This is a genomic window from Deinococcus radiophilus (assembly GCF_020889625.1).
Taxonomy (GTDB): domain Bacteria; phylum Deinococcota; class Deinococci; order Deinococcales; family Deinococcaceae; genus Deinococcus; species Deinococcus radiophilus.
In genome coordinates, this window is record NZ_CP086380.1 from 881,066 (window position 1) to 905,021 (window position 23,956).

The following is a 23,956-nucleotide window of genomic DNA, read 5'->3' on the forward strand; positions in this document are numbered from 1 at the left end:
GGGTGTCAATCCGGCGCCACCCGGATCACGCTGCGGCCCCGCAGCTCACCAGCCAGAATACGGCGGGACAGGCCCGGCAAATCGTCCAGCGTGTAGGTCTGGGTCATGGGAGCCAGTCGCTCTATAGGTAGGTCACGCGCCAGCCGTGCCCAGGCCTCGCGGCGCAGCGGGCGCGGGCAGGCCACCGAGTCAATCCCCAGCAAACTGACACCGCGCAGAATCAGCGGAAAGACCGTGGCCGTCAGCTCGGCGCTGCCAGCCAGACCACACACCGCCACCGCTCCCTGCCGCCGGGTGGCCGCCATGATCCCCGCCAGGGTGGAGCCGCCCACCGTATCTATAGCGGCAGCCCAGCGCTCGGATTCTAGGGGACGGTTCAGTTCACTGATCTCCTCGCGGGGCAGCACTTCAGCTGCGCCCAGTTCCCGCAGGTAGTCCGCCTGATCCAGCTTGCCAGTGCTGGCATGAACCTCGTGTCCAGCAGCGGCCAGCAGGGCCACAGCCGTACTGCCGACCCCACCGGTTGCGCCGGTCACGAGGATCGGACCGCCCAGATCCGCGCCGTAAAAGGTGTGCCGCTCCAGCGCCAGGACGGCCAGCATGGCGGTAAATCCTGCCGTGCCCACGGCCATCGCCCAGGCGGAATCGGTGCCCGCAGGCAGCGGTTCAACCCATTCGGATTGCACGCGGGCATATTCGGCGTAGCCTCCACTGGTGTTCTCACCGATGCCCCACCCAGTCACCACGACCTGATCGCCGGGACCAAATCCCTCACCAGAACCGTCGACCACCTCGCCGGCCAGGTCGATGCCCGGCACGATGGGAAAGGTCTTGAGGATACCGGGGCGGCCCTGCAGCGCCAGGCCGTCTTTGTAGTTGAGACTGGAATGGGTCACCCGGATGGTGACATTGCCTGGCGGCAGATCGGCCATCTTCAGCCCCGTGGGTTCTACCGCGTGGCCCTTTTCCTGACGGCGGGCCACCAGGGCGCGAAAAGGTTCTTGGACAGTCATGGTTACCTCCTGGGCGGCGAATCGGTGAGAATCACTCAACTGTAGCAGCTGACCCAAATGGTGGATGTGTAGTAAGATGGCGTTATGCAATTTCAGGAGGGCACCCTTAGTGCAGCTTGACCCCGGTGCAGTCATCGAAGGCCGCGTCACCCGCGTCACCGATTTCGGAGCGTTCGTCCAGTTTGAAAACGGCGAAACCGGCCTGGTCCACATCTCCCAGATCGCCCACTCTTTCGTGCGTAACATCCATGATCATGTGCGCGAGGGCGAAAATATCGAAGTCAAGGTGCTTGGCCGCGACGAACGCGGACGCCTGGACCTCTCGATCAAGGAGCTGCTGGAAGAACCCGAAGAAGTCCCCCGTCCCCGCGCCATCGGGCGGCAAAGCCCACAGTTCGAGGCCAAACTGCGCTCCTTTATGCGCGACGCCAAAGAGCGCACCGATGGGGGCGGCAAGCCCACCAAGAAGCGGAAGAAGTAACTCCTGGAACATGAACTGTAGGTTGCCCCCCAGCTTGGGGGGTTTTCCTTGGTGCCTAGTGGGGCCTTGCCAGATAATCGAACTTGGCCCCCAGCGCTTCCAGGTGCGAGAAGAAGTCAGGGTAACTTTTGCGGATATACTCGGCGCCAGTCACCGTGACGGGCTGCTCGGCACACAGGCCCAGCAGGGTCAGCAGCATGATCAGGCGGTGGTCGCCGTGGCCGTCTAACGGGACACCACCTGCCAGTCGGCCACCACACACGCTGAGGCTGTCGGCGGTTTCGCCCGCTTGTAATCCCAATTTCAGCAGCTCGGCCCGTGTCTCGCTGATACGGTCACACTCTTTGAGGCGTAGAGTGGCGACATTTTGCCAGGTGGTGCAGCCCTGCGCCTGAGCCGCGGCCGCCGTGAGCACCTGCACTGCGTCGGTGAAAGGATCACCGTCCAGGGTGACTGCCCGCAGGGGCCGCCCGCCCCGCACGGTGACGCCACCTGCATCTTGGGAAATATCCGCGCCCATCTGGCGCAGCACGTCCACAGCGGCCCTTTCACCTTGCAGGTCCTGGGGGTCCAATCCCGCCACACGCACCTCGCCGGGCCGAATCGCACCAGCCACCAGCAGTGCCGCGCTGCCCGGATAGTCGCCGGGAACGGTGTATTCGCCTGCCTGGTAGGCCTGAGCACCAGGCACTTGGAGCCGCCGCAGGTCATCTGACGCGCTGAAGGTAAGTCCAAAGCGGCGCAGGGTGTCCAAGGTTTGCCGGATGGGAGCCTCGCTTTTCAGCTGGCCGGTCACGCTGAGGTCCAGTCCATCTTCCAGCAGCGGCGCGGTAAACAGGAGGCCCGACACGAACTGACTGGACCGCTCGGCACTGACGCTGACGGCTCCACCCCGGATGGGACCGCCGCCGACCTGAACGGGCAGGCAACCGCCTTCGCTCTTGACCTGTAGGCCCAGCGCCGTCAGCGCGTCCAGCAGATCACCCATCGGACGGGTGCCCAGTGAGTGGGGCGAGTCGGTTTCTAAGCGTGTGCTGTCTGTCAGCGCTGAAACGGCCAGCAGAAAGCGGGCCACCGCGCCGGCATTGCCGACCTCCAGCCGCGTGTCTGGGCGTGGCGCGGCCCCGAAGCCCTGAATATGGGCATCCTCGCCACTCAACTCCACCTCCGCTCCCCAGGCGCGCAGGCAGCGCAGCATGGCCTCAGCGTCCTCGCTGGTCGCCACCCGGCGGACCACGCTGCGGCCCTCGCTGAGCGCGGCGGCCAGTAGAAAGCGGCCCGTGTAGTTCTTGCTGGGCTGGGCCTGAACGGTCCCACCCAGCCGGGCGGCGGGATGAACGCGAACATCGAAGCGGGTGGGGAGCGTACTCATGGAGGCAGTTTAGGCGAGTGGAGTGCTGGCGGCGTGGAACCTGAGGGATAGAGACGACGTACTGGAAGCATGCATACAGCTCAGCCGCCCTCAGCTCTGCCAGTGGCACCGACTTAGCCCCTCTGGCGGCGCTGGCTCCTCAATTTCGGCACCGTGTATCTGGTCAGCTATTTTCTAATGGCTGGTCAGGGGCTATTGACCATGGTTCCAGGCGTTCTCACCTCGCTTCACAGCGTGGTCGGCGTTTTTTACGAAAGGCTGTTGCACAAGTCCTGGCCGCCACTGCTCCCGACTGGAAGCGGCGACACCCTGTTCGATTGGACCCTTGCAGCGCTGTTACTGGTCATCGCTCTGGTGGCCGGAACGGCTTGGACCGCCTTTCAGCGAAAGGTATCAAGCCAGCATGTGCCAGTGCTGTCGGGTCTCCTGCGTTTTTTCCTGGCTTATTCCCTGTTGTCCTATGGATTGATCAAGTTCAATTTCGGGCAGTTTGGGTTACTGAATGACTGGCAACTCACGGCCACCTACGGAGAATCCAGCCCGATGGGCCTGCTGTGGCGCTTTATGGCCACCAGCCCTGGCTATCAATGGCTGGCTGGAGTGGCCGAGGTGTTGCCCGCCTTGTTGCTTCTCCACCGCCGCACCGTCACCCTTGGGGCGCTCCTCGCGGCTGTCACCATGACCAACGTGTTGGCCCTCAATCTGTTCTTCGACGTGCCGGTCAAGCTGTTCAGCGCCCATCTGTTGCTCACGGCGCTGGTGTTGGCTGCCGCCGACCTGCCCCGGCTGTGGGCTTTTGCGCAGGGCAAGGCGGTTGCAGCGCTGCCCTCAACGCTACAGCCGGCCCTCTGGCGTTGGGGCAGCTGGCTGCCGACCGTCCTGATCCTGGCTGGAGTGGGCATCCATGCCCAGCGTGGTCTGAGCGAACTGGCCGACCAGCGCACTGAGACGCAGGGCACGCCAAGCTTGCTGAAGTCACGTGGGTTTCACTTGGTGAGTCCCAAGCCCTTCAACCGCTGAACACCTGTACAAAACAAACAAGCCGGGGCGTGTGCCTCGGCTTGTCAGCTGTTCGACCACTTATTTCACCAGTTCGATACCGCTCAGCTCTTCCAGCGGCAGGCCCCACCGGTTCATGGCCGCGAAGAAGGGATCGGGGTCCAGCTGCTCCACGTTCCAGACGCCCGGCTGCATCCACTCGCCCCGCAGCATCAGCATCGCGCCGATCATGGCGGGCACACCAGTGGTGTAGCTGATGCCCTGGGCCTGAACTTCCTTGTAGGTCTCGGCGTGGTCAGTCACGTTGTAGATGAAGTGGACCTTGTCCTCGCCGTCTTTGCCTTTCCCCTTCACCTGCACGCCGATGCAGGTCTGGCCGGTGTAGTTGGCGGCCAGGCTTTCAGGGGCGGGCAGCACGGCTTTCAGGAACTCGATGGGCGCGATTCTCTGGCCCTTAAAGTCAATCGGCTCGATGGAGGTCATGCCGATGCCTTCCAGAACGTTCAGGTGCTTGATATAGGGGTCACCGAAGGTCATCCAGAAGCGGGCGCGCTTGATGGTCGGGAAGTTCTTAACCAGCGATTCGAGTTCTTCGTGGTACAGCACGTAGCTCTTGCGGGTCGCCACTTTGGGGTAATAGATGTCCTGGCTGATTTCCAGCGGCGCGGTTTCGACCCACTCGCCGTCTTCAAAGTAGCGGCCGTTGGCCGTGATCTCACGGATGTTGATTTCGGGGTTGAAGTTGGTGGCGAAGGCCTTGCCGTGATCCCCGTTGTTGCAGTCCACGATGTCGAGGTAGTGCATTTCGTCAAAGTGGTGCTTGGCGTGGTAGGCGGCCATCGCCTGGGTCGCGCCGGGGTCGAAGCCGCAGCCCAGCAGTGCCATCAGACCCTTTTCCTTGAAGCGCTCCTGGTAGGCCCACTGCCAGGAGTATTCGAACTTCGCCACGTCCTTGGGTTCGTAGTTGGCGGTGTCCAGGTAGTGCACGCCGGTTTCCAAGCAGGCGTCCATGATGGTCAGGTCTTGGTAGGGCAAGGCCAGGTTGATGACCATTTCGGGGCCAAAGCCTTCGATGAGTTTCACCAGTTCGGGTACGTTGTCGGCGTCCACGGTGGCGGTGCTGAATTTGGTTTTGCTGTTCGGGAAATGCTCCCCGATTTCCTCGACGATTCGGTCGGCCTTGCTCACCGTGCGGGTGGCGATCAGGACTTCGCTGAATACGCCGTCGTTCTGGGCGCACTTTTTGGCAGTGACGTTGGCGACACCGCCAGCTCCGATGATGATCACTTTGCTCATGGCTAGAAGTGTAACGTGATCGGGCGTACTGGGAGTCGGGCTTGCCGCTGGGCCGACGCTATGATCGGCCCTCGCGGTCATACCGGCTGGATAGCACACACAACTTTCCAGACCACGAACTTTAGACAAATGAGCGCCACACCCATCAACCGTCAACAGAATGTGCCCCACTGCTTCTCCCCCTGGCGCACCCTTGCTACACTACTGACATGCCCTGAACTGGGTGCGCCCCTCTACATATCCTTCCAAGCACGAATGCGGTGCTGGCGGGATTTTTTTTATTAGGTGGCCCGTCGTCAGGCAATTTTTCCGGGAGGTGAGCTGTGACAACCAACTCCATGCCCATCGGTGAGTTGCAGGCCCTACGTGCTCAGCTGGCCCGCGCCGAAAAGCGCGAGCGGCGGGAAAAGCAGGAACAGCAGCGGTCCAAGGCGCAGACCCAGCGGCCTAAGGCGGTCAAGCCTCAGCGTGAGGCCGAGCTGGAAGGCATTGACCAGAGCGCCCACTCGCTGAGCCAGGCCCACGCCCGGCTACGTGACGCGGTATTTCACTCGCACTTTGAGGTCAAGTCACATGCCATCGCCCATGCCCGCGCCGAAGGATTTCTGGAACGCGACATCATCGAGGTGCTGATGCGCGGACGGGTCCGGGCCATATACCCCGCAGAGCGGCGCTGGCTGGTCTGCGGCTACTTCGAGAGTGCGGGTGTGCAGCTGCCACTGCATGTGGTCGTGCAGCATTTCTCGGATGGTTGGTTAGACATCATCACCGCCTTCGTGCCCAAGAACCCGCATCACATCATGTCGCGTCAGCGCCTGGCTGTGATGCTGCGCTACGACGAGGAACAGATTCGCGCCCGGACCGCTGTGGCGGGCAACCGAGTGGGCCACCGGGGTAAAGGGCGCTGGAAATGAAACGGTGATCACTCTAGGATCGGGGGCATGACCCGTGCACGCCCCCACCGGACCGATACGGCGCTGCTGCTCCTGCGGCTGCTGCTGGGGACGCTGCTGACGCTGCGTGGCTATCAACATCTGCTGGTGCTGGGCATTGAGGGCACAGTGGCCGAGTGGCGCAGCCTGGGCCTCCCCTATCCACTGCTGTTTGCGCCGCTGCTCTCCTTGCTGGAACTGGTCGGTGGGCCGCTGCTCATCCTCGGCATGGCGACCCGCCCGGTGGCGGTGATGGCCACGCTGGCGGTGCTGAGTGTGCTGGTCTTTACACAGGGCGAGGCTTGGCTGGGGGCCACCTCGGCAGCGGAATTGATCACGCAAGTCCTCAATCCCACCGTGCAGAGCTGGTTGCTGCTGGTTGCAGCGACCCTTACGCTGGCCATCGCTGGAGCTGGGCACTTCAGCGTGGATACTCAGCGCTTGCCACCCCGGCGAGAAGATCATCCGCTGGACGCCGTGGCGGAAACGAAGCCCGTCAAGAAGCGGCGCAAGTAAGCGCTGGGAACCGGAGGGAAAGACGATCAACCTTCCCACTGTTCTCCATCCAGATAAAGCCAAGCACCTTCTGCATGGACAAAGCGGCTGTTTTCGCGCAGCTGCGTTTTCTGACCGTTCTCCTCAAACCGGGCGCTGAACTCGACCCGGTCATCGGAGGCACGGTGAACCGTGAGGCCCAACCAGCGCGTGCCTTCCAGGTCCAAAGTCGCGGGACGGGTCCCTGGATGCCAGGTTGCCAGCAGATAAGGCGCATCCCGCAGTACGAAGGCGGTGTAGCGGGAACGCATCAGGGCCTCGGGGGTCTCGGCGGTCCTCTCTCCACTCAGATTGGGACCACAGCAGGCGGAGAAACTGCGGCCCGAGCCACAGGGGCAGGGTTTGAGGGGTGGGTAGTGCAACATGGATAGAGTCTAGAGGGCAGACAGAATGACGACTCTCAGACCCTTATTTGCGGGTCAACTCCAGCTGTCCACGGTTCTGTTGGTCCGGCTGCCACTCGCCGCTCTGGCAGGTGGAGCGGTTCACCGTGCCCGGAGCGCTGCCGCGTTCGTACTCCACGAAGGTCACCTGCGCCGTGTATTTATGGGCAAAGCCGCCGCAGCTACCCTCGCCAAACTCACTGACCAAATTCAATTGCACGGGTGTGCTGCGGTACACACTGCGTGAACCCTTCACCACATAAGTTCCGCCGTTGGCACGGCTTTTGACCGTCGCGGTGACGGCCAGATCCTTCCCTACCACGCTGACATCCAGCAGCGCCGTGCTCCGGTCTGGCCCGATCACGCGGCCCACATATTGCCCGTTGACATTGATGTCCTTGCCCTGCCCGAATGCACGGGGGTGCACGGGGGTCCCCGCAACTGCTCAGCCCTGCACACCCGGATTTTGTTCGTACCTCTATGTAGCGGCCCCTGGCGCTATGCTGACGCACAATGACCGACCAAGCCGCCATTACCCGTATCGCCCCCAGTCCCACCGGCGACCCACACGTGGGAACCGCCTACCAGGCGCTGTTCAACTCGGTGTTTGCCCGTCAGCATGGCGGCAAATTCATCGTGCGAATCGAAGACACCGACCGTAGCCGCTACAACGCCCAGAGCGAGACGCGCATCTTGGACATGCTGGACTGGCTGGGCATCCAGCCCGATGCCAGCCCGCGCCGCGAGGACGACAAAGGACCCTACACCCAGTCCCAGCGGGCCGAGCTGCACCGCCGGTACGCACAGCAACTGCTGGACTCCGGGGCGGCGTACCGCGCTTTCGATACCCCTGAGGAGTTGGAGGAACGCCGCCAAGCCGCCGAAGCTCGCAAAGATTCTTACCTGGGCTATGACCGCCGGGACCGTGAACTGACCCGCGAGGAGTCGGACTGCCGCGCTGCCGCCGGTGAGGAGTTCGTGATTCGGCTCAAGGCTCCACTGGACGGCCAGACGGTGGTCAAGGACCGCCTGCGCGGGGACGTGGTGTTCGATAATGCGCAGCTGGACGACAAAGTATTGCTCAAGCGCGACGGTTTTCCGACCTACCACCTTGCCGCGATGGTGGACGATCATCTGATGGGCGTGACCCACGTGATCCGCGCTGAGGAATGGCTGACTTCGACTCCGATTCACCAGCTGATTCTGTCGGGGCTGGGCTGGGAACAGCCGGAATGGATTCATACGCCTTGGCTGCTCTCGGCAGGCGGCAAGAAATACTCCAAGCGCCGGGGCGATCCCAGCGTGGAGGATTTCCGCCGCATGGGTATCGTGCCCGAAGCGCTGCTGAACTATCTGGGCATGATGGGCTGGACCATGCCGAACGGCGAAGAAGTCTTCAGCGTGGACGATATGGTCCGCGAATTCAGCTGGGACCGCGTCAGCCTGGGCGGAAGCACCTTTGACCAGACCAAGCTGAAATGGCTGAACGGCAAGTACCTGCGCGAAGTGCTGAGTGAAGCTAAAGTCGTAGAGCGCGTGAAAACCCATCTGAACGAGTTCGGAGACGGCCTGCCTACGCATGATGACGCTTACTTTGCCGCCGTGGTGCGCCTGATGATCCCCCGCCTCGAAACGTTGGGCGACTTCGGACCGATGACCGGGTATTTCTGGAATGAGGACTACGCAGTGGACGACAAGGCTGCCAAAGCACTGGAGCAAGGCGCGGAGTTGCTGCCAGGTCTGCTGACTGCGCTGGAAAGGGTGCAGGAATGGAACGCGGAGAGCGTCAAAGTCGCCCTGCACGAGTACGCCGAAGCCCAAGAACTGAAACTGGGCAAGGTAATGCCCCCGGTCCGCGCTGCCGTAGCCGGAACCATGCAGAGCCCTGACCTGGGCGAGCTGCTGGAAGTGCTGGGGCGTGAACGGGTGCTGGCGCGGGTGAGTCAGGCAGTCGGTTGAAGGAAGTTGGTCTGGGACCCGAAAGCGTGTAGACCGCTTCCCCAGACCTCACCCCAAAGCCCCTCCCCAGAAGAGGGGTTTTTTGGCTCCCTGCTGTCGGTCCACTGCAGTGGCAACCCTCCCTCCACTCCTCCGGCCAACCGCTAAACTAAGCCCCAATGCGTCCCCAACTGCAAGAGATGGCCCTGTCGCTGCTGCCTTCGCCGGAGGAGTCGGCCTCACGGCCAGAGCTACGGCACTTTTATCAGATGCTGCGCGATTACCCGGAGCGCGGCGGCAAGGGGCTGCGCTCAGAGCTGCTGCTGCTCTCGGCGCGGGCGCACGGACTTCAGGAAGGTGGCCCCGGTTGGGAGCGGGCGCTATGGCTGGCCGCCGCGCTGGAACTGTTTCAGAACTGGGTGCTGATTCACGACGACATCGTGGACGACTCGGATGAACGGCGCGGGAAACCAGCGCTGCATAAACTACATGGGGTCTCGCTGGCGCTGAACGCTGGCGACGCCCTGCACGCCTACATGTGGGCCGCCGTTCACCGCGCCGGACTGGACGCCGGGATGGACGAATTCCTGAATATGATTCACCGCACCGCCGAGGGGCAGCACCTGGACGTAAGCTGGGTTGAACACGGTGAGTGGGACTTGCAGCCACAGGACTACCTGGAGATGGTGCGGCTGAAGACCGGGTATTACACCATCGTGACCCCGTTGCGCTTAGGAGCGCTGGCCGCCGATCAGACCCCGCATCCTGACTTCGGAGCGGCTGGCCTGAGCCTGGGCGCGGCTTTTCAGATTCGCGACGACGTCCTGAACCTGACCGGTGACCCGGCCAAATACGGCAAGGAAATCGGCGGCGACCTACTGGAAGGCAAACGGACGCTGGTGGCGCTGCACTGGCTGGGCGCGGCCAGCGAGACGCGCCGCCAGACTTTTCTGGAGCAGATGCGCCTTGCGCGCACCGAAAAGGACTTGGCCGTCATTGCGGAGCTGCTGGACTGGCTGCGGGAGAGCGATTCGCTGACCTACGCACATGAGGTGGCGACGCAGGAGGCTGAGCGCGGGCTGACGCTGCTGCGCGGGGCGCTGAACACTGCACCGGATCAAGCTGCGGCAGGCGAACTGCTGGGCCTGATGGACACCCTCATTCGACGCGACGCCTGAGCGAGCAGGCTCAGAATGGCGGCGGAATGGGCGTGCGCTGTTCGCCGTCCACTCGGCTGACCTGAAAAGCCATGGCACCGGGACCAAAAACCGGGCTGCCGCCCACCGCGCCGAGTGGATCGCCCTGAGCCAAACGGTCCCCTACCGACACCTCCGGCTGATCCAGGCCCAGATAGGCAGTCACCATCCCTTCCCCGTGGTCCAGCAGCACCACCCAGCCCAGTGAGTTGTAGGACGTGACGGCCAGAACTACACCTTCCTCGGCAGCGGCAGCTTGAGCATGACCAGCAGCCTTCAATACGGTCCAGGGGGTTTCGGTACTGAAGCGCTCGGCCACCTGCGCACCGGGCAGCGGCAGCTGCAAATCATCCAAGCGGGCCTGAACCGGAGCCAGTTGCGCTGCAGTGAGTTGCTCGCCCACTTCCACCTGAGCACGCAGTTCGGCCAACTGCTCAGCGCTGGGCGGCGCGGGCAGCGGCTGGGCAGCTGGCGCTGAGGATACTGAAGGAGCGGCAGAAGGACGGGAAGTGGCAGGCGGCGGAGCTAGCGCAGGAGCAGGTGTCGACGGCGGAGCGGCAGGAGTAGGCTGGGCTGCTGTGGTGGCCGTACTGGCCGGCGGCGTCGGCCGGGGAGCGGCTGAAGCCGAGGCAGCCGCCCGTGCCGCCGCCTGACTGGCCGCCTCCGCCGCACGGAGACGCGCCGCGGCTTCTTCCTCACGCTGACGCTGCTGGGCCAGGTCACGCTGGCGCTGTTGTTCCAGAGCGGCTTGCTGCTGCACGGCTGTGTCCAGCAACACTTCAATATTCTGTCCGGTCTGCTGTAACTCGGCCTGACCCTGCAAGGCCAGGAGGCGTTGCCCTTCAGCACTCTGGCGTAGCTTTGCCAGCAGGGTCTGAGCTTCGGCCTGCCGGGCAGCCAACTGCCCCAACGCCGTTTCCCGCTCGACCTGGTAGGCCTTCAGCTGAGCCTGGTCCTCGCGCTGCTGGGCCAGCTGAGCGCCGAGCCGGGCCTCTTCCAGTTGTAACTCCTGAATCAGTGTCACCTGACGGTCCCCGGCGTAGTTGGCCCAGCGTAGTCGCAGCAGGAGATCCGGCAGCGACTGTGACTGCGACAGCAGGGCCAGATATTCAGCGCTGCGCTCGCGGTACAGCGAGTTCAGGCCGGCGGAGACACTGCCGCGCAGCTGGCCTACCCGTGCCTGCAGGGCCACGATGTCACGCTGGGTGGTGTTCAGACGGGCTGCAGTGCGTTGCTGGCGCAGCTCCAGCAGCTCGGTGGCACCCCGCAGACGATCTATTTCGGCGTTCAGGCCATCCAACTGCGCCAGAGTGGCTTCTTCCTGTTCGGTCAGACCCTCAATGGCCGAGCGGATCTCAGCCAGCAGTTCGCGTTGTCGCTCCCCAACAGCCTGCTGCTGCTCCAGCTGTTGCTGCAAAGGGTCACCAGGTTGCTGGGTCGTCTGCGCCGCCGTCCAGGTTCCCAGCGCCAGCAGGCCCAGAGCCAGCCACACACCAGAGGGGCGCGGGGTCATTCCAGCTCCTGCAAATAGCGGCCTGACGCCAGCCAGCCGCCCAGCAACCCGACGATGGCGCCTAGCGCGGCCAGCCCCAGCCAGAGGGTCAACAGGTGGCCCCAGCCTTGCGCCAGCGGCAGTGCAGGAACCAGTTCGGCGGCGCGGCGCGTCAACTCCGCGGCCACTGGCAGCAGCACCAGCCCCGCCAGGGCTGCGCCGCCCAGTCCCAGCAACACCCCTTCAATCAGATAGGGCCACTGGATAAAGGAGCGGGTGGCCCCCAGCATCCGCATCACGTTGATCTCGGAGCGGCGGGCGTACATGCTGATCTGCACGGCATTCAGGATGCTCAGCAGCGTGCCACCCAGCAGCAGTCCCACCAGCAGGGTGCCCACCGTCCGCAGGGTGGCCAGGGTGCGGGCGGCCTGATCCACGTAGCCGGCTCCGTACTCCACCGATTCCACGCCCTGCAACATGCCCGCCGCCGCCGCGACCACACGGGTCTGCTCTACATCGGCTACGCGCATCCGCAGGGTGTCAGGGAATGGATTGCCTGCCAGCGCCGCTGCCTGCTGGGTGTAGGGATAGTCACGGGTCATCTCGGCCAGCACCTGATCTTTGGGAATCAGCTCGGCGCTGCTGACGCCCGTCATGGACTGCACATGCCCCAGCAGCGCTGCTCCATCGGCGTCAGGGGTCAGGAAGGCCGCGACTTCGGCCTGCCGCTCCAGACCGGACAAGGTCCGGTTCAGATTGGTATTGACCAGCAAGACGGCTCCCAGAATCAGCAGGGTCAGCGTAATGGTCGTCAGGGTGGACAGGGTGGCCGTGACATTCGCCCGCATGGACAGCCAGGCCGCGTGCAGGTGGCTCCGCCAGACATCCAGCTTCATAGTTGATACCCCCCGGTGGGGTCGTCCCGTACCAACTCACCCCGGCGCAGCGTCAGGGTACGGTGGCGCTGGGATTCGACCAAATCACGCGCGTGGGTCGCGACCAGGACTGTCGTGCCACGCTCATTCACCTTCTCCAGCACCCGCATCACCTCGCGGCTGTTCTCAGGGTCCAGGTTGCCGGTGGGTTCATCGGCCAGCAGCAGCGCTGGTCGGCCCACCACGGCCCGGGCAATCGCCACGCGCTGCTGCTCACCCTGCGAGAGCTGTGAGGGCAGTGCTCCACGCTTGTGATCTAGTCCCACCAGCCGCAGCGCCGCCGTGACCCGCTCATGCCAGCCGCCCAGCACCGACTTCTGAGGCGCTTCGGTGACACGTAAGGCGAAGGCCACGTTGTCGTAGGCGCTTAGGTGTGGCAGCAACATATTTTCCTGAAAGATGGTTCCCATGCGCCGCCGCAGCAGAGATACCCGTGCTCCCCGGTAGCGCGGCAGCGGCTCGCCACTGATCCGTACCTCGCCGGAGGTAGGCAGTGCCCGCTTGAGCAGCAGGCTCATGAAGCTGCTTTTGCCAGCGCCGGAGTGTCCGATGAGATACACGAACTCTCCCCTGGCGACCTGGGTGCTGACACTGCTCAGTGCCAGCGTGCGGGTTGCCGGGTACTGCAAAGACACCTGATCGAACTGAATCATCGGGGCCGTCGCGGCGGTAGGTTCAGGGCCAGACACGCCCCCAGAATACCCGATTCACCCGCCCGGCCAGACCCAGCCCAGGCGCATGGTAAGCGGGGACTTACCGCCCACTAACGCGCCCAGCGTACACTGCTGCACATGACCAGGAAACAAGTGCTGCTGCTCTCCGGGGCACTCGCGGGAACAGCCGCTGTGGGCTACGCACAGATGTCGGGCTATAAGGCCACCGACCTGCTGAACACCGAAGCGGGCCGCAGCTTCATGGTGGTGCTGGATCAGTTGAACGCCAACTATCTGTATGACGTGGACCGTGAAGCTGTGATGCGTGGCGCCATTCACGGAGCACTGGGGGCCCTCAAAGACGACTTTACCTACTACGAGGAACCGTCCGACAACGCGATTGACCGGCAGAACCTCTCAGGAACCTTCTACGGGATTGGTGTGCTGCTGGAAGGTGACCGTAGCGGGCGCGGCGTACGCGTCGGCACCGTGTACCAGGGCGGCGCAGCTTTTGAGGCTGGCGTGCAGATGGGCGACGTCTTTTTGGAGATTGACGGCAAGGACGTGCGTGACTCCACCACCACCGACGTCGTGCGGCTGGTACGCGGCGAAGAAGGCAAGCCGGTGCAGGTGATGTTTGCACGCGGTGGCAAGCCTTACACCGTGACCATGACCCGCAAGCCCGTATCCAACGTCAGCGTAGAAACGGCCATCTTGGACGGCAACGTGGGCTACATCGCGCTGACCAGCTTCTACAACGAAAAAGCTTCGGCACAGTTCCGCGAAGCTGTCCGGAAAATGCAGGCAGCAGGGGTAAACAAGCTGATCGTGGATATGCGCGACAACGGTGGCGGGTTGCTGCAAGCAGGTGTGGATGTGGCCGACCAATTCATGAACGAGGGCCCGATCGTGTCGCTGCGAAACCGCAGTGGACGCACGCAATTGTATGGGGCCGCCACCGACCGGGGCACCGACTACGAGGGTGAGCTGGTGGTGCTGGTCAACCGCAACAGTGCCAGCGCCTCCGAAGTGGTCAGCGGCGCCCTGCAGGACGTAGGCCGCGCCCAGATCATCGGTGAAAAGACCTTCGGCAAAGGCGTGGCTCAGACCCCGATCACCACCCCTGACGGGGGCCGCGTGAACATCGTGAGCAGTGAGTGGGTCTCGCCCGGAGGACGCCGCATCAACAAAGAGGGCATCACCCCTGACGTGCTGGTCAAAGACAGCCGCCGCTTTACTCCGCTGAACTTCATCGGCTCTGGTGCCCAGCCCGGCACGGAAATGATCCTGACCGTAAACGGCGAAGAGGTCAAGGTGCAGGCCAACTCGGAAGGGCAATTTGAGTATGTCGGCGAATTGCCCCGCCGTGAGCGCAGCTCGGTCCCCGGCGAAGCCACGGTGGATCTGGAAAGCGACCAGCAGCTGCGCGCCGCTCTGGAGTATTTCGCCACAGGTGCAGTCAGCAAAGACTTGCAGATGACCCCCGAAGAAATTGCCGCGCAGGATGAGGCCAGAGCTACGGAGGACGGCGAGGACGCCGCCGCTGAAGACACTCAGGACGCCGAGCCGCAGCCTCAGACCCCCGTGAAGCCCTGATCCCTCTTCCCGGTGACATACCCCCAGACCCACACGGGCCCCGGGGTATTTTTATTTGTAAATAGCAGGCCGCCAAGATAGGCCCTCAGATAGCCCTAAAGCCTCAAACTATTTCCAATTGGCAGCATCCATATGAAGTTCACACCCCGGCTTTTCAATTGACAGGACTGGACTGCTCCCGCATAGTAAATCTACTTTTTCTGACCGAGTCGAAAGCAGGCCGTCTCCAGTTCCGGCGGTGGCGCTGCGGTGTCAGATCCATCCCGCCCGAAGGAGGCGCCCCGCCATGACTGCCTGGAGAAACCTATCCCTGAGTGCCCAGATCCTGATCGCGCTGATCGCCGGTCTGATCGTGGGCCTGATCTTCAATGTGCTGGCCCCTGGCCTGCCGATTCTGAACACCATCAACGAGCAAGTGTTCGGCACCATCGGTAGCCTGTTCCTATCTGCGCTGCAACTTCTGGTGGTTCCACTGGTGCTGGTGTCCCTGGTGGTCGGCACCACCGCCCTCTCAGACCCCGCCAAGCTGGGCCGCCTGGGCCTGGGCACCATGATCTTTTATCTGGCCACCACCGCGCTGGCCATCGTGACCGCTCTGATTGCGGCCAACATTATTGACCCAGGCCGGGGGCTCACATTCAGCCCCGCCGAGAACTACGAAGCGCCGGTCCCGCCTCCAGTCAAAGACGTGCTGATCAACATCATCCCCAAAAACCCAATCGGGGCACTGGCGGACGGCAACATGCTGCAGATCATCGTCTTTGCCATTTTGCTGGGACTAGCGATGATGCTGGCGGGAAAAAGTGGCGAGCGCATCAAGGCCGCCTTCGAGGACTGGAACCACGTCATCATGCAGCTGGTGAATATCGTGATGTTGTTCGCTCCTCTTGGGGTGTTCGCACTGATGGCTTCGGTGATCGCCCGACTGGGCCTGGAGAGTCTGGGCAGCCTGGCGGCCTATTTCATGACTGTCTTCGGCGTGTTGATGATTCACCTGTTCATCACCTACCCACTGATTCTCAAGCTGTTTACTGGCCTGAATCCACTCACCTTCCTGCAGAAGATGCGCCCGGCCATGCTGTTCGCTTTCTCTACGTCCAGCTCCAACGCGACCATTCCGGTCAACCTGCGGACTGCCCGTGAGGCGCTGGGCATCCCCAACCAGGTTTCCAGCTTTACCATTCCGCTGGGGGCTACCATCAACATGGACGGCACCGCGATTATGCAGGGCGTGGCGGTGATTTTCATCGCGCAGACCATGGGGGTCGACCTAACCCTGGCGCAGCTGGGAACCGTCGTGGTGATGGCGGTGCTGGCCTCTATCGGTACGGCGGGCGTACCTGGCGTGGGCCTGGTCATGCTGGCCACCGTCCTGACCCAGGTGGGCCTGCCAGTCGAAGGCATCGCCATGATTATCGGGATTGACCGCCTACTGGACATGACCCGGACTGCTGTGAACATCACCGGGGACGCTGCCGTAAGCACCATCATGGCCAAGCGCGAAGGCGTGCTGGACGTGGCCATGTACAACGACCCGGCGGCCCAGGTCGAACTGGACGCCGACGAGCTGGGCAAGGAACACGGCCCGCCGCGCACCGAAATCCCGAGCTGAGCGACGTAGCTCAGACCTGGCCCTGCACTCCTTGGGGCCAGTTTTTTTTGCCCACAGGCGGCGGTGTGACCTACACTGCCCCTATGTCATGGACACACCAAAAGCAGGTGGGCGACGCCACCGTCACCACCCTGACCGACGCCCAGTTCCGCTTGGACGGCGGCGCGATGTTCGGCACCATTCCCAAGGTGCTGTGGAACGAGTTGAACCCTGCCGATGAATTGAACCGCATCTCGCTCCGCATCAATCCGCTCCTGATTCAGATCGGCGAGAAAAATATCCTGGTGGAAACCGGCTTCTGGGACCAGGGCGGCGAGAAGTTCGAGGCGATGTACGCCCTGGACCGCGACGAAACGGTGTTCCGGGGTTTAAGCGACGTGGGCCTTAGCCCGGACGACATTCATATCGTGATCAACACGCACCTGCACTTTGACCATGCCGGGCGCAACGTGACCCTGACTGGCGACCCCACCTTTCCGAATGCCCGCTACGTGGTTCAGAAACAGGAGTTGCATGACGCCCGCCACGCTCATGAACGCAGCCGAGCCAGCTATATCGCCGCGTACATTGAACCGATTGCCGACGCCGGTCTGTTCGATGAGATAGACGGTGAAGCCGAGATCGTGCCGGGCGTGAGCGTCCTGCCACTGCCGGGGCACAATCTGGGACAGCAGGGTGTGGTGTTGCGGTCCGGCGGCGAGACGCTGGTGTATACCGCTGACCTGATCGCCACCACGGCCCATGTCCCCTACCCTTACGTCATGGGCTACGACCTGTACCCGGTGACCTGCCTGGAAATGCGTAAAAAGTACCTGCCGCAATGGTTCGAAGAAGGCGCGATCATCTGCCCGCCACATGACCCGCAGGTGGCCTTTGCTCAGCTGGCCGAAGCCAAGCGCGGTTTCACGCTGGAAGCGGTGCAATGAACCCAGTGGCGTGGCCCAGCATCCCGCCGCTGGATACACCGCGCTCCTGCACGCTGGACCCGGCACTGTACGCGCTGGACTGGCTGGTGCGCTGGACAGTCCCGGTGCAGTTCCCTGACCGGACCGTGACCGATACACCCGTGCTGGAGGTACTGCGTGACGCGCTGAGAGACCCTCAGAGCTATGGCCTGAGTGCCGAGCAAGCGCAAGCTGCCGCTGAGCGTTTCTTGGGTCAGGCTACCCCCATCCTGGAAACCGAAGGCGGTCAGCGGGCCTGGCTGGAACGCGAGCTGCAGCGCTGACCCCTGAGTCAGACCCGCTGCGAATCAAACGGGCTGAGTCAACTGGGTTGAATCAGCCCGGCGCGCTGGAATTGCTGCAAGGACCCCAAGACCAGCCGGGGGGACTGCCCGCTTTGATCCATCATCTCCCCGATGGTCAGGCCGCGCTCTACGCCGCGCAGCACCTGAAACTGCTGCCGGGTGACCAAGCGGCGGTCTGTCCAGGCGCCACCAAAGCGGAAGACCCGGTTCCAGTCGCTGTACTCGGCCAGCAGGGGCTTCCAGGCTTCGGTATCCTGGAACAGTTGCCGCAGTGCCAGATCACCCGACAGTGACAGTGATTGCTCCGGGGCAGCCTGATCGCTGTGGAATTCGAAGGTGCCGTCTTCAATGGTGGTCAGCAGCTGCATGGCACTCTGGCCCTCCAGCTGACCGACCTGGGCATGGACGATGGTGCCAGCGTGCAGCCACAGCTGTCCAGTTCCCAGTTCGGCACGGACTTCCAGCAGGCCGGTGCGTCCCGACGACATCAGCATTTGCAGCACCGACAGGAAGGGAAACACACCGAAATTGCCCGCAATCATGCCTGACAGTCTAACGGCTTCCCTATGACGCTTTCCAGACAGGGCTTCTTCTGGCCAGATCTGGCGCTATACTCACGCCCAAGCAGTGATGGGGAGAGTAGGCGCACACACGGCCCCCACGAGAGAGTTCCGGTCCCAGGCTGAAAACCGGAGCGGTGGGTCAGCGCAGCCGAAAGTCACCCCTGAGCAGGCGGAAGAACTGGCCTCACGCCACACTAGACCCGCCCGGTTCGCGCCCGATACCGCGCATGATGAGTGCCCCCGCCTGGGGGAACAGCGGTGGTACCGCGGGATCTGTTCAGCTCTCGTCCGCAGATGGCCTAGCAGGGGCCGGAAAGGACGGGCGTATGTCATATCCAAATAAAGCGTCGGTGCGGCGATGATCACCCCCTACCCCAATCAGGCCCAGGCCCGAGCCGACGCCGCTGCACGCAGTCTGCGTGAAAAAGCAGTTTGTCTGGTGGTACGTGGCGGTGCAGACCTGCTGGTCTTTGACCATATCCCGGATGATGGCGCAGGCGTGCAGCTCCCAGCAGGCGGCGTGGAACCGGGTGAGCCTCCCGCCGACGCCGCCCTACGCGAGCTGTGGGAGGAATCAGGGTTGCGGCTGAGCGAGCCACACTTGCTGTGCTGCTACCTCTGGGAAGCCCAATTGCCGCACCGCTTCACCCGCCAGGTCTGTCATGCTTACGCCTTTGCCGCCCCGACAGATACGCCGGACAACTGGCAGCACCACGCCGACGGCCACCTGTTCGCCTTTCGCTGGGCCGACGTGACCGCGCCGGGCCTGGACTGGGAGATGGACGCCGCCATGCCTTTTCTTATTCGACATATGACATCCCATCAGGAGAACCTATGACCAACCCAACCACCTTGCCCGCCCAGTTCGACCCCAGTACCGTTGAGCCGCGCTGGGCCGAGCGCTGGCGCAACGAGCCCTTTCGCGCCGACGCCCACAGTGATAAACCGCCTTTTACGGTAGTCATCCCTCCGCCCAATGTCACCGGCAGCCTGCACCTGGGCCACGCGCTGGACAACACGCTGATTGACACCCTGGTGCGCTACAAACGCCTACAGGGTTTCGAGGCGCTGTACCTACCCGGCACCGACCACGCCGGGATCAGCACGCAGGTGGTCGTGGAGCGCCGGCTGAAAGAGCAGGGCACCGACCGTCACACCCTGGGACGTGAACAGTTCTTGGACAAGGTCTGGGAGTGGAAAGAGGAAAGCGGCGGTCAGATTCTGCACCAGCTGACCCGCCTGGGCGCCAGCGCGGACTGGACCCGCGAACGCTTCACGATGGATGAGGGGCTGTCCCGCGCCGTCCGTAAGCAGTTCGTGGACCTGTACCACGACGGCCTGGCCTACCGGGGTGAGCGGATGGTCAACTGGGACCCCGTCAGCCAGACCACCTTATCTGAGCTGGAAATCGACCGCGAGGAGCGTCAGGGCAAGATGTATACCCTGCGCTATGAACTGCGTGACGCCAATGCCCAGGCCAGCAACGGTGAAGCCGGCGAAATCCGGATTGCCACCGTGCGCCCTGAAACCATCTTTGCGGATCAGGCGATTGCGGTGCATCCCGAGGACGAGCGCTTTGGGCAGCTGCATGGCGCTGAGGCCCGCATCCCGCTGACCGACCGCTGGATTCCCATCATTGCCGACGAAGCGGTGGAAATGGAGTTCGGTGTAGGCGCACTGAAAATCACCCCGGCACACGATCCCACCGACTTTGAGGTGGGCGAACGTCACGGCCTGGGCCGACCCAGCGTGATTGACACCAGCGGCCATCTGGCCTCCGAGCTGGTCCCCGAGGAGTTCCGGGGCCAGGAGCGCTTCGAGGGGCGCAAGGCGGTGGTCAAGGCCCTGCGTGAATCCGGCGATCTGCTGGAAGAAAAAGACCATAAGGTCGCCATCGGCCTCAGCGAACGGACCAAAGTTCCGGTCGAGCCGATCATCTCCGAGCAGTGGTTCGTGAACGTGAAGCCGCTGGCCGAGCGGGTCATAAAGAGCCTGGACGACGGTGACATGAGCCTGACCCCTGCCCGCCATGAAAAGATCAACCGTGACTGGCTGGAGAACATCCGCGACTGGAACATCTCACGGCAGCTGTGGTGGGGCCATCAGATTCCGGCATGGTACGACGACGCGGGCAACATCTATGTGCCCGACAAGGAGAACCCTGACCTGGACTGTGATCAGGACCCCCGCTACGCTCATCTGAATCTGCGCCGTGACCCAGATGTGTTCGATACCTGGTTTTCCAGCAACCTGTGGCCTTTTTCCACGCTGGGCTGGCCGGACACCGACAGTGCCGATTACCGCAAGTTCTACCCGACCTCGGTGCTGGTCACGGGCTACGACATCCTGTTTTTCTGGGTGGCGCGCATGCAGATGGCCGGCTACGAGCACACTGGGCAGGCGCCGTTCCGCCACATCATGCTGCACGGACTATACCTGGACGAAAAAGGCCAGAAAATGTCCAAGAGCAAGGGCAACGGCATTGATCCGTTGGACCTGTTTGACCAGTATGGGGTGGACGCTTGCCGCTTCGCCTTCGCGTTCCTGTCTACCGGCGGACAGGACATTCGGCACGACGACCGCCGCTTCGAGCAGGGGCGCAACTTCGCCAACAAGCTGTGGAATGCCACACGCTTTGCGCTGATGCGCCTCGAAGGCGTGGAGCTGCCGCAAGAAGACCCTGCCCAGGCCCTGCGTGACCTCAAGGGAAGCCGTGACCTGGGCCTGGCGGACCGCTGGATCATCAGCCGCCTGAACGCGGTGAGCGCCGAAGCCGCCGCGCAACTGGACGAGTTCGACATCGGCGCGGCGATCCGTACGCTGTACTCCTTCGCCTGGGACGAGTTCTGCGATTGGTACATCGAGGCCAGCAAGCCCGCGCTGGACGCAGGCGACGTGCAGACGGGCCGGGTGCTGAAAGCCGTGCTGGCACAGATTCTGGGGCTGCTGCATCCTTTCATGCCGTTTATCACCTCCGAGCTGTATGAGGCGCTGGGTTACGGGGGCCAGATTGCGCTGACGGCATGGCCCAAGCCAGACCCAGCGCTGCACGACGCCGAAGCCACCCGCGCCTTTGACGCCCTGCGCGCTGCCGTGAGTGCGGCCCGCAGCCTCAAGAACGAGCTGGGGCTGTCGCCGCAGGACCGCCTGAGTGTGGCTGCCGAAGGCGACTTGAGCAGCGTGATCCAGGACAATGCCCGCGTGGTGGGCCAGATTGCCCGTGTGGACCTGGTGCCTGCGCTGGAAGGCCGCACCCTCAGCCTGGTGGAGCAGGGGGTAACAATGCTGGCCCCGCTGGAAGGCACCGTAGATGTGGACGAGTGGTTGGGCAAGCAGCGCAAGCGCCTGGCCGAGTTCGAAAAGCAGATCAAGCAGGCTGAGGGCAAGCTGAACAACGCCGGCTTCGTGGCCCGCGCCCCTGCCGAAGTGGTGGAAGAAGAAAAGCGCCGTGTGACCGACTTCGGGGCGCAAAAAGAGCGTCTGGAAGGGGTACTGGCACAGTTCAGTTGATCATTGATGGTCTGAGGCCCGCTGCCCCTAGGGTGGCGGGTTTTACTTTTGATTCTCCGCCCAGCACATTGATCCAACAGCGGCCAAATGTACGCGCCCTTAACGGCAAGCCTGCTTCTTCCCTCAACTCAGCCTACAGGTGGGAGAGCCTTCAAGCATTCGGCATAAAGGGCCATAAAATTTCTACCGAGCGATGTTATGTAGCGGGGAAATCTTAACACTCGCCAGGAATATGAGATCTAAGTTACTTTTATGTCATTTTTTGTAGATGTTTATATTACATATAAGCAGGCAAAATATCAAATTGTCTTTTATCTTCGGACAGCCCTTTTTCTTTCTCATATTTCAGGTGCCCTCCCGAACCTGATACCGATTTGGCCCGGACCGGGGTTTCTCACATGCATCTCAGCACAGGCCTTCGAGAGCCTTAAAGATGGACGCCATGTCACAGCTTCTTATCTGAGGTCATTGGTAGCTTGCCCAGGTAAACCCACCTTCGGACTTGCACCCCAATTGCATGAACATGCAGTCGTTTACCAACAAGATTCTTACATTGGTGAGGAGTGTGAGTTCTCAACCCGAAGACTTTCATTGTTTTGGCTACTCTTTGCGCTAGCATTCAGCAGTCGGCGATGATCAGTTCATAAATATGCCCTCATGGGAGACATGAGGGTTGGGGAAGGATAGAGCATCGCTCGCCTTGGAGGTAAGAACATGAAAAAAATGACCTGGATGTTGATCCCTGCTCTGCTACTGGCTTCCTGCGGAACGGTGGCCACTCCAGACGCAGCGTCTGGTGCCGATACCGCTCGCCCCGCTCCTCAGATGAGCGCTGACCAGCAAGCTGCTCCTGACACCAAGCTGGACGCTCAAGTCATCAACGGTACTCCCAGCGTTCTGGGCGCGCGCCCCTACCAGGTGGCCCTGACCCAGAACGGACGTCAGTTCTGTGGCGGCACACTTCTCAGCAACGAGTGGGTTCTGACTGCTGCACACTGTGTGCAGGGCACTTCGCCCTCGTCACTGGTCGTCCGCGCTGGCAGCCTGTCTGCCACCAGTGGTGGTCAGGCCAGCACCGCCAGCCGCATCGTGTCGCACCCCAGCTACCGCAGTGTGGAGTATGGCTATGACGTGGCCGTCATCCGCCTCAGCAGCCCGATGCAGTTCACCAGCACCGTCAGCGCGGCCGCGCTACCCACCCTGCAGTTTGCCGCTACCGCCGCCGCGCCCGGCACCAGCCATATCATCAGCGGCTGGGGCATGACCCGCAGCGGCGACAGCAGCTCCGCTTCAACCGTCCTCCGTGAAGCCGTGCTGCCCGTGGCAGCCAACAGTGTGTGCCAGACCGCTCTGAAGCAAAACATCACCAGCGGCATGCTCTGTGCTCAGGTGAACTCGCAGCGTCAGACCGGCTGCCACGGCGACTCCGGTGGCCCCTTCGCCAGCCAGCACAGCGGACGCTTCTATGTGTTCGGTGCCGTGAGCTGGGGCACCCCTCAGTACTGCCTGAACGGCCCGATGGTCTTTGCCCGCGTCGGCGAGTACCAGCCCTGGATCACCCAGCAGACCGGCGTGCAGCCCCAGTCGCCTACTACCCCGCCCACCTATGACTACGCCTACGAAGGCACCCTGTCCAGCGGTCAGAACCAAGTCACCCAATACTACCAGTATGCTGGCGGCACCATCACTGGCGAGCTGAAGTTCCCAGCTAGCGCTGACTTTGATCTGTACCTCCAGAAGTGGAACGGCAGCAACTGGGCTTACGTCGCCCAGGCCGACGGCGTTGCCAACCCGGAGCGTGTCTCCTACAACGCCACAAGCGGCTACTACCGCTGGATCGTCAACGCCTACTCCGGCAGCGGTAGCTTCGTCCTCGGTGAGAACCGCTAAGCGGTAGAGTCACACCCCTTAAGTTTTGTTCGCAAACAGCGGCGAGAGAATCCTCCGCCGCTGTTTCCTTGGTTACAGACCCATAGAAACAGACTCGCCTCCACGATTTGATGTGAGGAGGCTGGCACAGCTCCGCAGGAGAGCGAGTAGACATAGACGCTGCCGGGCTCCGCGCCCATTTTCCGGATAGCTTTCACAAGGGAGAAGTTGCTCCGTTGGCACAGGCGACCGAATTTTAGCCTCAAAGCGAAATCGTACCAGCCACAGCCAGGATCATCCGTCTTCTGTCAG

General features: G+C 62.7%; 22 protein-coding genes. 13 read left to right on the forward strand and 9 right to left on the reverse strand.

The features are described 5' to 3' along the window. Window positions 1–5: 5 nt before the first annotated feature. Window positions 6–1,013, reverse strand: a complete 1,008-nt coding sequence (locus tag LMT64_RS04575; RefSeq protein WP_126351706.1) for an MDR family oxidoreductase — start codon at window positions 1,011–1,013, stop codon at window positions 6–8. Between the two features lie 76 nt (window positions 1,014–1,089). Between LMT64_RS04575 and LMT64_RS04580 the strand changes: the two genes are divergently transcribed. Next, complete coding sequence (locus tag LMT64_RS04580; RefSeq protein WP_126351707.1) at window positions 1,090–1,494, forward strand: S1 RNA-binding domain-containing protein; 405 nt, start codon at window positions 1,090–1,092, stop codon at window positions 1,492–1,494. A 55-nt stretch (window positions 1,495–1,549) separates the two neighbouring features. On the opposite strand, the gene aroA is transcribed toward LMT64_RS04580, so the two are convergent. Beyond that, a complete protein-coding gene (gene aroA / locus LMT64_RS04585; RefSeq protein WP_126351708.1) occupies window positions 1,550–2,866 on the reverse strand; it encodes a 3-phosphoshikimate 1-carboxyvinyltransferase in 1,317 nt (438 codons plus the stop codon). 201 nt (window positions 2,867–3,067) lie between these two features. On the opposite strand from aroA, the gene LMT64_RS04590 reads away from it, so the two are divergent. Continuing rightward, the gene (locus LMT64_RS04590; RefSeq protein ID WP_229253392.1) at window positions 3,068–3,886 is read left to right on the forward strand and encodes a hypothetical protein; all 819 of its coding nucleotides are present in this window, start codon (window positions 3,068–3,070) and stop codon (window positions 3,884–3,886) included. A 60-nt stretch (window positions 3,887–3,946) separates the two neighbouring features. Here LMT64_RS04590 and LMT64_RS04595 read toward each other — a convergent pair whose 3' ends face one another. After that, the gene (locus tag LMT64_RS04595) at window positions 3,947–5,161 is read right to left on the reverse strand and encodes a saccharopine dehydrogenase family protein (protein WP_126351710.1); all 1,215 of its coding nucleotides are present in this window, start codon (window positions 5,159–5,161) and stop codon (window positions 3,947–3,949) included. 338 nt (window positions 5,162–5,499) lie between these two features. Between LMT64_RS04595 and LMT64_RS04600 the strand changes: the two genes are divergently transcribed. Both LMT64_RS04600 and LMT64_RS04605 read left to right on the forward strand, forming a co-directional pair. Continuing rightward, window positions 5,500–6,075, forward strand: a complete 576-nt coding sequence (locus LMT64_RS04600; RefSeq protein ID WP_126351761.1) for a DUF4258 domain-containing protein — start codon at window positions 5,500–5,502, stop codon at window positions 6,073–6,075. Between the two features lie 27 nt (window positions 6,076–6,102). Then, window positions 6,103–6,609, forward strand: coding sequence for a DoxX family protein (locus tag LMT64_RS04605; protein ID WP_126351711.1), 507 nt, complete (start codon window positions 6,103–6,105; stop codon window positions 6,607–6,609). Between the two features lie 26 nt (window positions 6,610–6,635). Here the strand turns inward: LMT64_RS04605 and LMT64_RS04610 are convergent, their stop codons facing one another. After that, window positions 6,636–7,013 carry a YchJ family protein gene (locus tag LMT64_RS04610; protein WP_229253394.1) on the reverse strand — a complete coding sequence of 126 codons (378 nt, stop codon included), beginning with the start codon at window positions 7,011–7,013 and terminating at the stop codon, window positions 6,636–6,638. Window positions 7,014–7,056: 43 nt separating this feature from the next. Beyond that, window positions 7,057–7,458: a hypothetical protein gene (locus LMT64_RS04615; protein ID WP_126351713.1), complete on the reverse strand. Its 402-nt coding sequence runs from the start codon at window positions 7,456–7,458 to the stop codon at window positions 7,057–7,059. 86 nt (window positions 7,459–7,544) lie between these two features. Here LMT64_RS04615 and gltX point away from each other — a divergent pair, with 86 nt between their 5' ends. Both gltX and LMT64_RS04625 read left to right on the forward strand, forming a co-directional pair. Further along, window positions 7,545–8,990 (forward strand): glutamate--tRNA ligase, encoded by a 1,446-nt coding sequence (gene gltX / locus LMT64_RS04620; protein ID WP_126351714.1) that lies wholly within the window; start codon window positions 7,545–7,547, stop codon window positions 8,988–8,990. Window positions 8,991–9,148: 158 nt separating this feature from the next. Beyond that, window positions 9,149–10,147: a polyprenyl synthetase family protein gene (locus LMT64_RS04625; RefSeq protein ID WP_126351715.1), complete on the forward strand. Its 999-nt coding sequence runs from the start codon at window positions 9,149–9,151 to the stop codon at window positions 10,145–10,147. A 10-nt stretch (window positions 10,148–10,157) separates the two neighbouring features. On the opposite strand, the gene LMT64_RS04630 is transcribed toward LMT64_RS04625, so the two are convergent. From LMT64_RS04630 to ftsE, 3 genes are read right to left on the reverse strand one after another with little or no spacing between them, the layout of a single operon-like run. Beyond that, the gene (locus LMT64_RS04630; RefSeq protein ID WP_126351716.1) at window positions 10,158–11,678 is read right to left on the reverse strand and encodes a M23 family metallopeptidase; all 1,521 of its coding nucleotides are present in this window, start codon (window positions 11,676–11,678) and stop codon (window positions 10,158–10,160) included. Then, complete coding sequence (locus tag LMT64_RS04635; protein ID WP_211334169.1) at window positions 11,675–12,553, reverse strand: cell division protein FtsX; 879 nt, start codon at window positions 12,551–12,553, stop codon at window positions 11,675–11,677. Before LMT64_RS04635 ends, LMT64_RS04630 begins: the two co-directional genes overlap by 4 nt. Beyond that, window positions 12,550–13,245, reverse strand: a complete 696-nt coding sequence (gene ftsE / locus LMT64_RS04640; RefSeq protein ID WP_126351762.1) for a cell division ATP-binding protein FtsE — start codon at window positions 13,243–13,245, stop codon at window positions 12,550–12,552. Before ftsE ends, LMT64_RS04635 begins: the two co-directional genes overlap by 4 nt. 138 nt (window positions 13,246–13,383) lie before the next feature. Here ftsE and LMT64_RS04645 point away from each other — a divergent pair, with 138 nt between their 5' ends. The 4 genes from LMT64_RS04645 (at window position 13,384) to LMT64_RS04660 (ending at window position 17,681) form a co-directional block, all read left to right on the forward strand. Then, window positions 13,384–14,841 (forward strand): S41 family peptidase, encoded by a 1,458-nt coding sequence (locus LMT64_RS04645; protein WP_126351717.1) that lies wholly within the window; start codon window positions 13,384–13,386, stop codon window positions 14,839–14,841. Window positions 14,842–15,127: 286 nt separating this feature from the next. After that, window positions 15,128–16,453: a dicarboxylate/amino acid:cation symporter gene (locus tag LMT64_RS04650; protein ID WP_126351718.1), complete on the forward strand. Its 1,326-nt coding sequence runs from the start codon at window positions 15,128–15,130 to the stop codon at window positions 16,451–16,453. 83 nt (window positions 16,454–16,536) lie between these two features. Beyond that, window positions 16,537–17,379, forward strand: a complete 843-nt coding sequence (locus LMT64_RS04655) for an MBL fold metallo-hydrolase (protein ID WP_170165944.1) — start codon at window positions 16,537–16,539, stop codon at window positions 17,377–17,379. Beyond that, window positions 17,376–17,681: a hypothetical protein gene (locus LMT64_RS04660; protein ID WP_126351719.1), complete on the forward strand. Its 306-nt coding sequence runs from the start codon at window positions 17,376–17,378 to the stop codon at window positions 17,679–17,681. Before LMT64_RS04655 ends, LMT64_RS04660 begins: the two co-directional genes overlap by 4 nt. 38 nt (window positions 17,682–17,719) lie before the next feature. Here the strand turns inward: LMT64_RS04660 and LMT64_RS04665 are convergent, their stop codons facing one another. Further along, window positions 17,720–18,244 (reverse strand): DUF4388 domain-containing protein, encoded by a 525-nt coding sequence (locus tag LMT64_RS04665; RefSeq protein ID WP_126351720.1) that lies wholly within the window; start codon window positions 18,242–18,244, stop codon window positions 17,720–17,722. 379 nt (window positions 18,245–18,623) lie between these two features. On the opposite strand from LMT64_RS04665, the gene LMT64_RS04670 reads away from it, so the two are divergent. From LMT64_RS04670 to LMT64_RS04680, 3 genes are all read left to right on the forward strand, one after another. Further along, complete coding sequence (locus LMT64_RS04670) at window positions 18,624–19,103, forward strand: NUDIX hydrolase (protein ID WP_126351721.1); 480 nt, start codon at window positions 18,624–18,626, stop codon at window positions 19,101–19,103. Beyond that, window positions 19,100–21,775: a valine--tRNA ligase gene (locus LMT64_RS04675; protein WP_229253395.1), complete on the forward strand. Its 2,676-nt coding sequence runs from the start codon at window positions 19,100–19,102 to the stop codon at window positions 21,773–21,775. Before LMT64_RS04670 ends, LMT64_RS04675 begins: the two co-directional genes overlap by 4 nt. A gap of 714 nt (window positions 21,776–22,489) precedes the next feature. Beyond that, entirely contained in the window at window positions 22,490–23,665 is a 1,176-nt protein-coding gene (locus LMT64_RS04680) for a serine protease (RefSeq protein WP_126351723.1), read from the forward strand. The last annotated feature ends 291 nt before the right edge of the window (window positions 23,666–23,956 follow it).

Coding starts and splice junctions, on each gene's coding strand:
- LMT64_RS04575 (WP_126351706.1), bottom strand. CDS start 1,013: ATGACTGTCCAAGAACCTTTTCGCGCCCTGGTGGCCCGCCGTCAGGAA.
- LMT64_RS04580 (WP_126351707.1), top strand. CDS start 1,090: ATGGCGTTATGCAATTTCAGGAGGGCACCCTTAGTGCAGCTTGACCCC.
- aroA (WP_126351708.1), bottom strand. CDS start 2,866: ATGAGTACGCTCCCCACCCGCTTCGATGTTCGCGTTCATCCCGCCGCC.
- LMT64_RS04590 (WP_229253392.1), top strand. CDS start 3,068: ATGGTTCCAGGCGTTCTCACCTCGCTTCACAGCGTGGTCGGCGTTTTT.
- LMT64_RS04595 (WP_126351710.1), bottom strand. CDS start 5,161: ATGAGCAAAGTGATCATCATCGGAGCTGGCGGTGTCGCCAACGTCACT.
- LMT64_RS04600 (WP_126351761.1), top strand. CDS start 5,500: ATGCCCATCGGTGAGTTGCAGGCCCTACGTGCTCAGCTGGCCCGCGCC.
- LMT64_RS04605 (WP_126351711.1), top strand. CDS start 6,103: ATGACCCGTGCACGCCCCCACCGGACCGATACGGCGCTGCTGCTCCTG.
- LMT64_RS04610 (WP_229253394.1), bottom strand. CDS start 7,013: ATGTTGCACTACCCACCCCTCAAACCCTGCCCCTGTGGCTCGGGCCGC.
- gltX (WP_126351714.1), top strand. CDS start 7,545: ATGACCGACCAAGCCGCCATTACCCGTATCGCCCCCAGTCCCACCGGC.
- LMT64_RS04625 (WP_126351715.1), top strand. CDS start 9,149: ATGCGTCCCCAACTGCAAGAGATGGCCCTGTCGCTGCTGCCTTCGCCG.
- LMT64_RS04630 (WP_126351716.1), bottom strand. CDS start 11,678: ATGACCCCGCGCCCCTCTGGTGTGTGGCTGGCTCTGGGCCTGCTGGCG.
- LMT64_RS04635 (WP_211334169.1), bottom strand. CDS start 12,553: ATGAAGCTGGATGTCTGGCGGAGCCACCTGCACGCGGCCTGGCTGTCC.
- ftsE (WP_126351762.1), bottom strand. CDS start 13,245: ATGATTCAGTTCGATCAGGTGTCTTTGCAGTACCCGGCAACCCGCACG.
- LMT64_RS04645 (WP_126351717.1), top strand. CDS start 13,384: ATGACCAGGAAACAAGTGCTGCTGCTCTCCGGGGCACTCGCGGGAACA.
- LMT64_RS04650 (WP_126351718.1), top strand. CDS start 15,128: ATGACTGCCTGGAGAAACCTATCCCTGAGTGCCCAGATCCTGATCGCG.
- LMT64_RS04655 (WP_170165944.1), top strand. CDS start 16,537: ATGTCATGGACACACCAAAAGCAGGTGGGCGACGCCACCGTCACCACC.
- LMT64_RS04660 (WP_126351719.1), top strand. CDS start 17,376: ATGAACCCAGTGGCGTGGCCCAGCATCCCGCCGCTGGATACACCGCGC.
- LMT64_RS04665 (WP_126351720.1), bottom strand. CDS start 18,244: ATGATTGCGGGCAATTTCGGTGTGTTTCCCTTCCTGTCGGTGCTGCAA.
- LMT64_RS04670 (WP_126351721.1), top strand. CDS start 18,624: ATGATCACCCCCTACCCCAATCAGGCCCAGGCCCGAGCCGACGCCGCT.
- LMT64_RS04675 (WP_229253395.1), top strand. CDS start 19,100: ATGACCAACCCAACCACCTTGCCCGCCCAGTTCGACCCCAGTACCGTT.
- LMT64_RS04680 (WP_126351723.1), top strand. CDS start 22,490: ATGAAAAAAATGACCTGGATGTTGATCCCTGCTCTGCTACTGGCTTCC.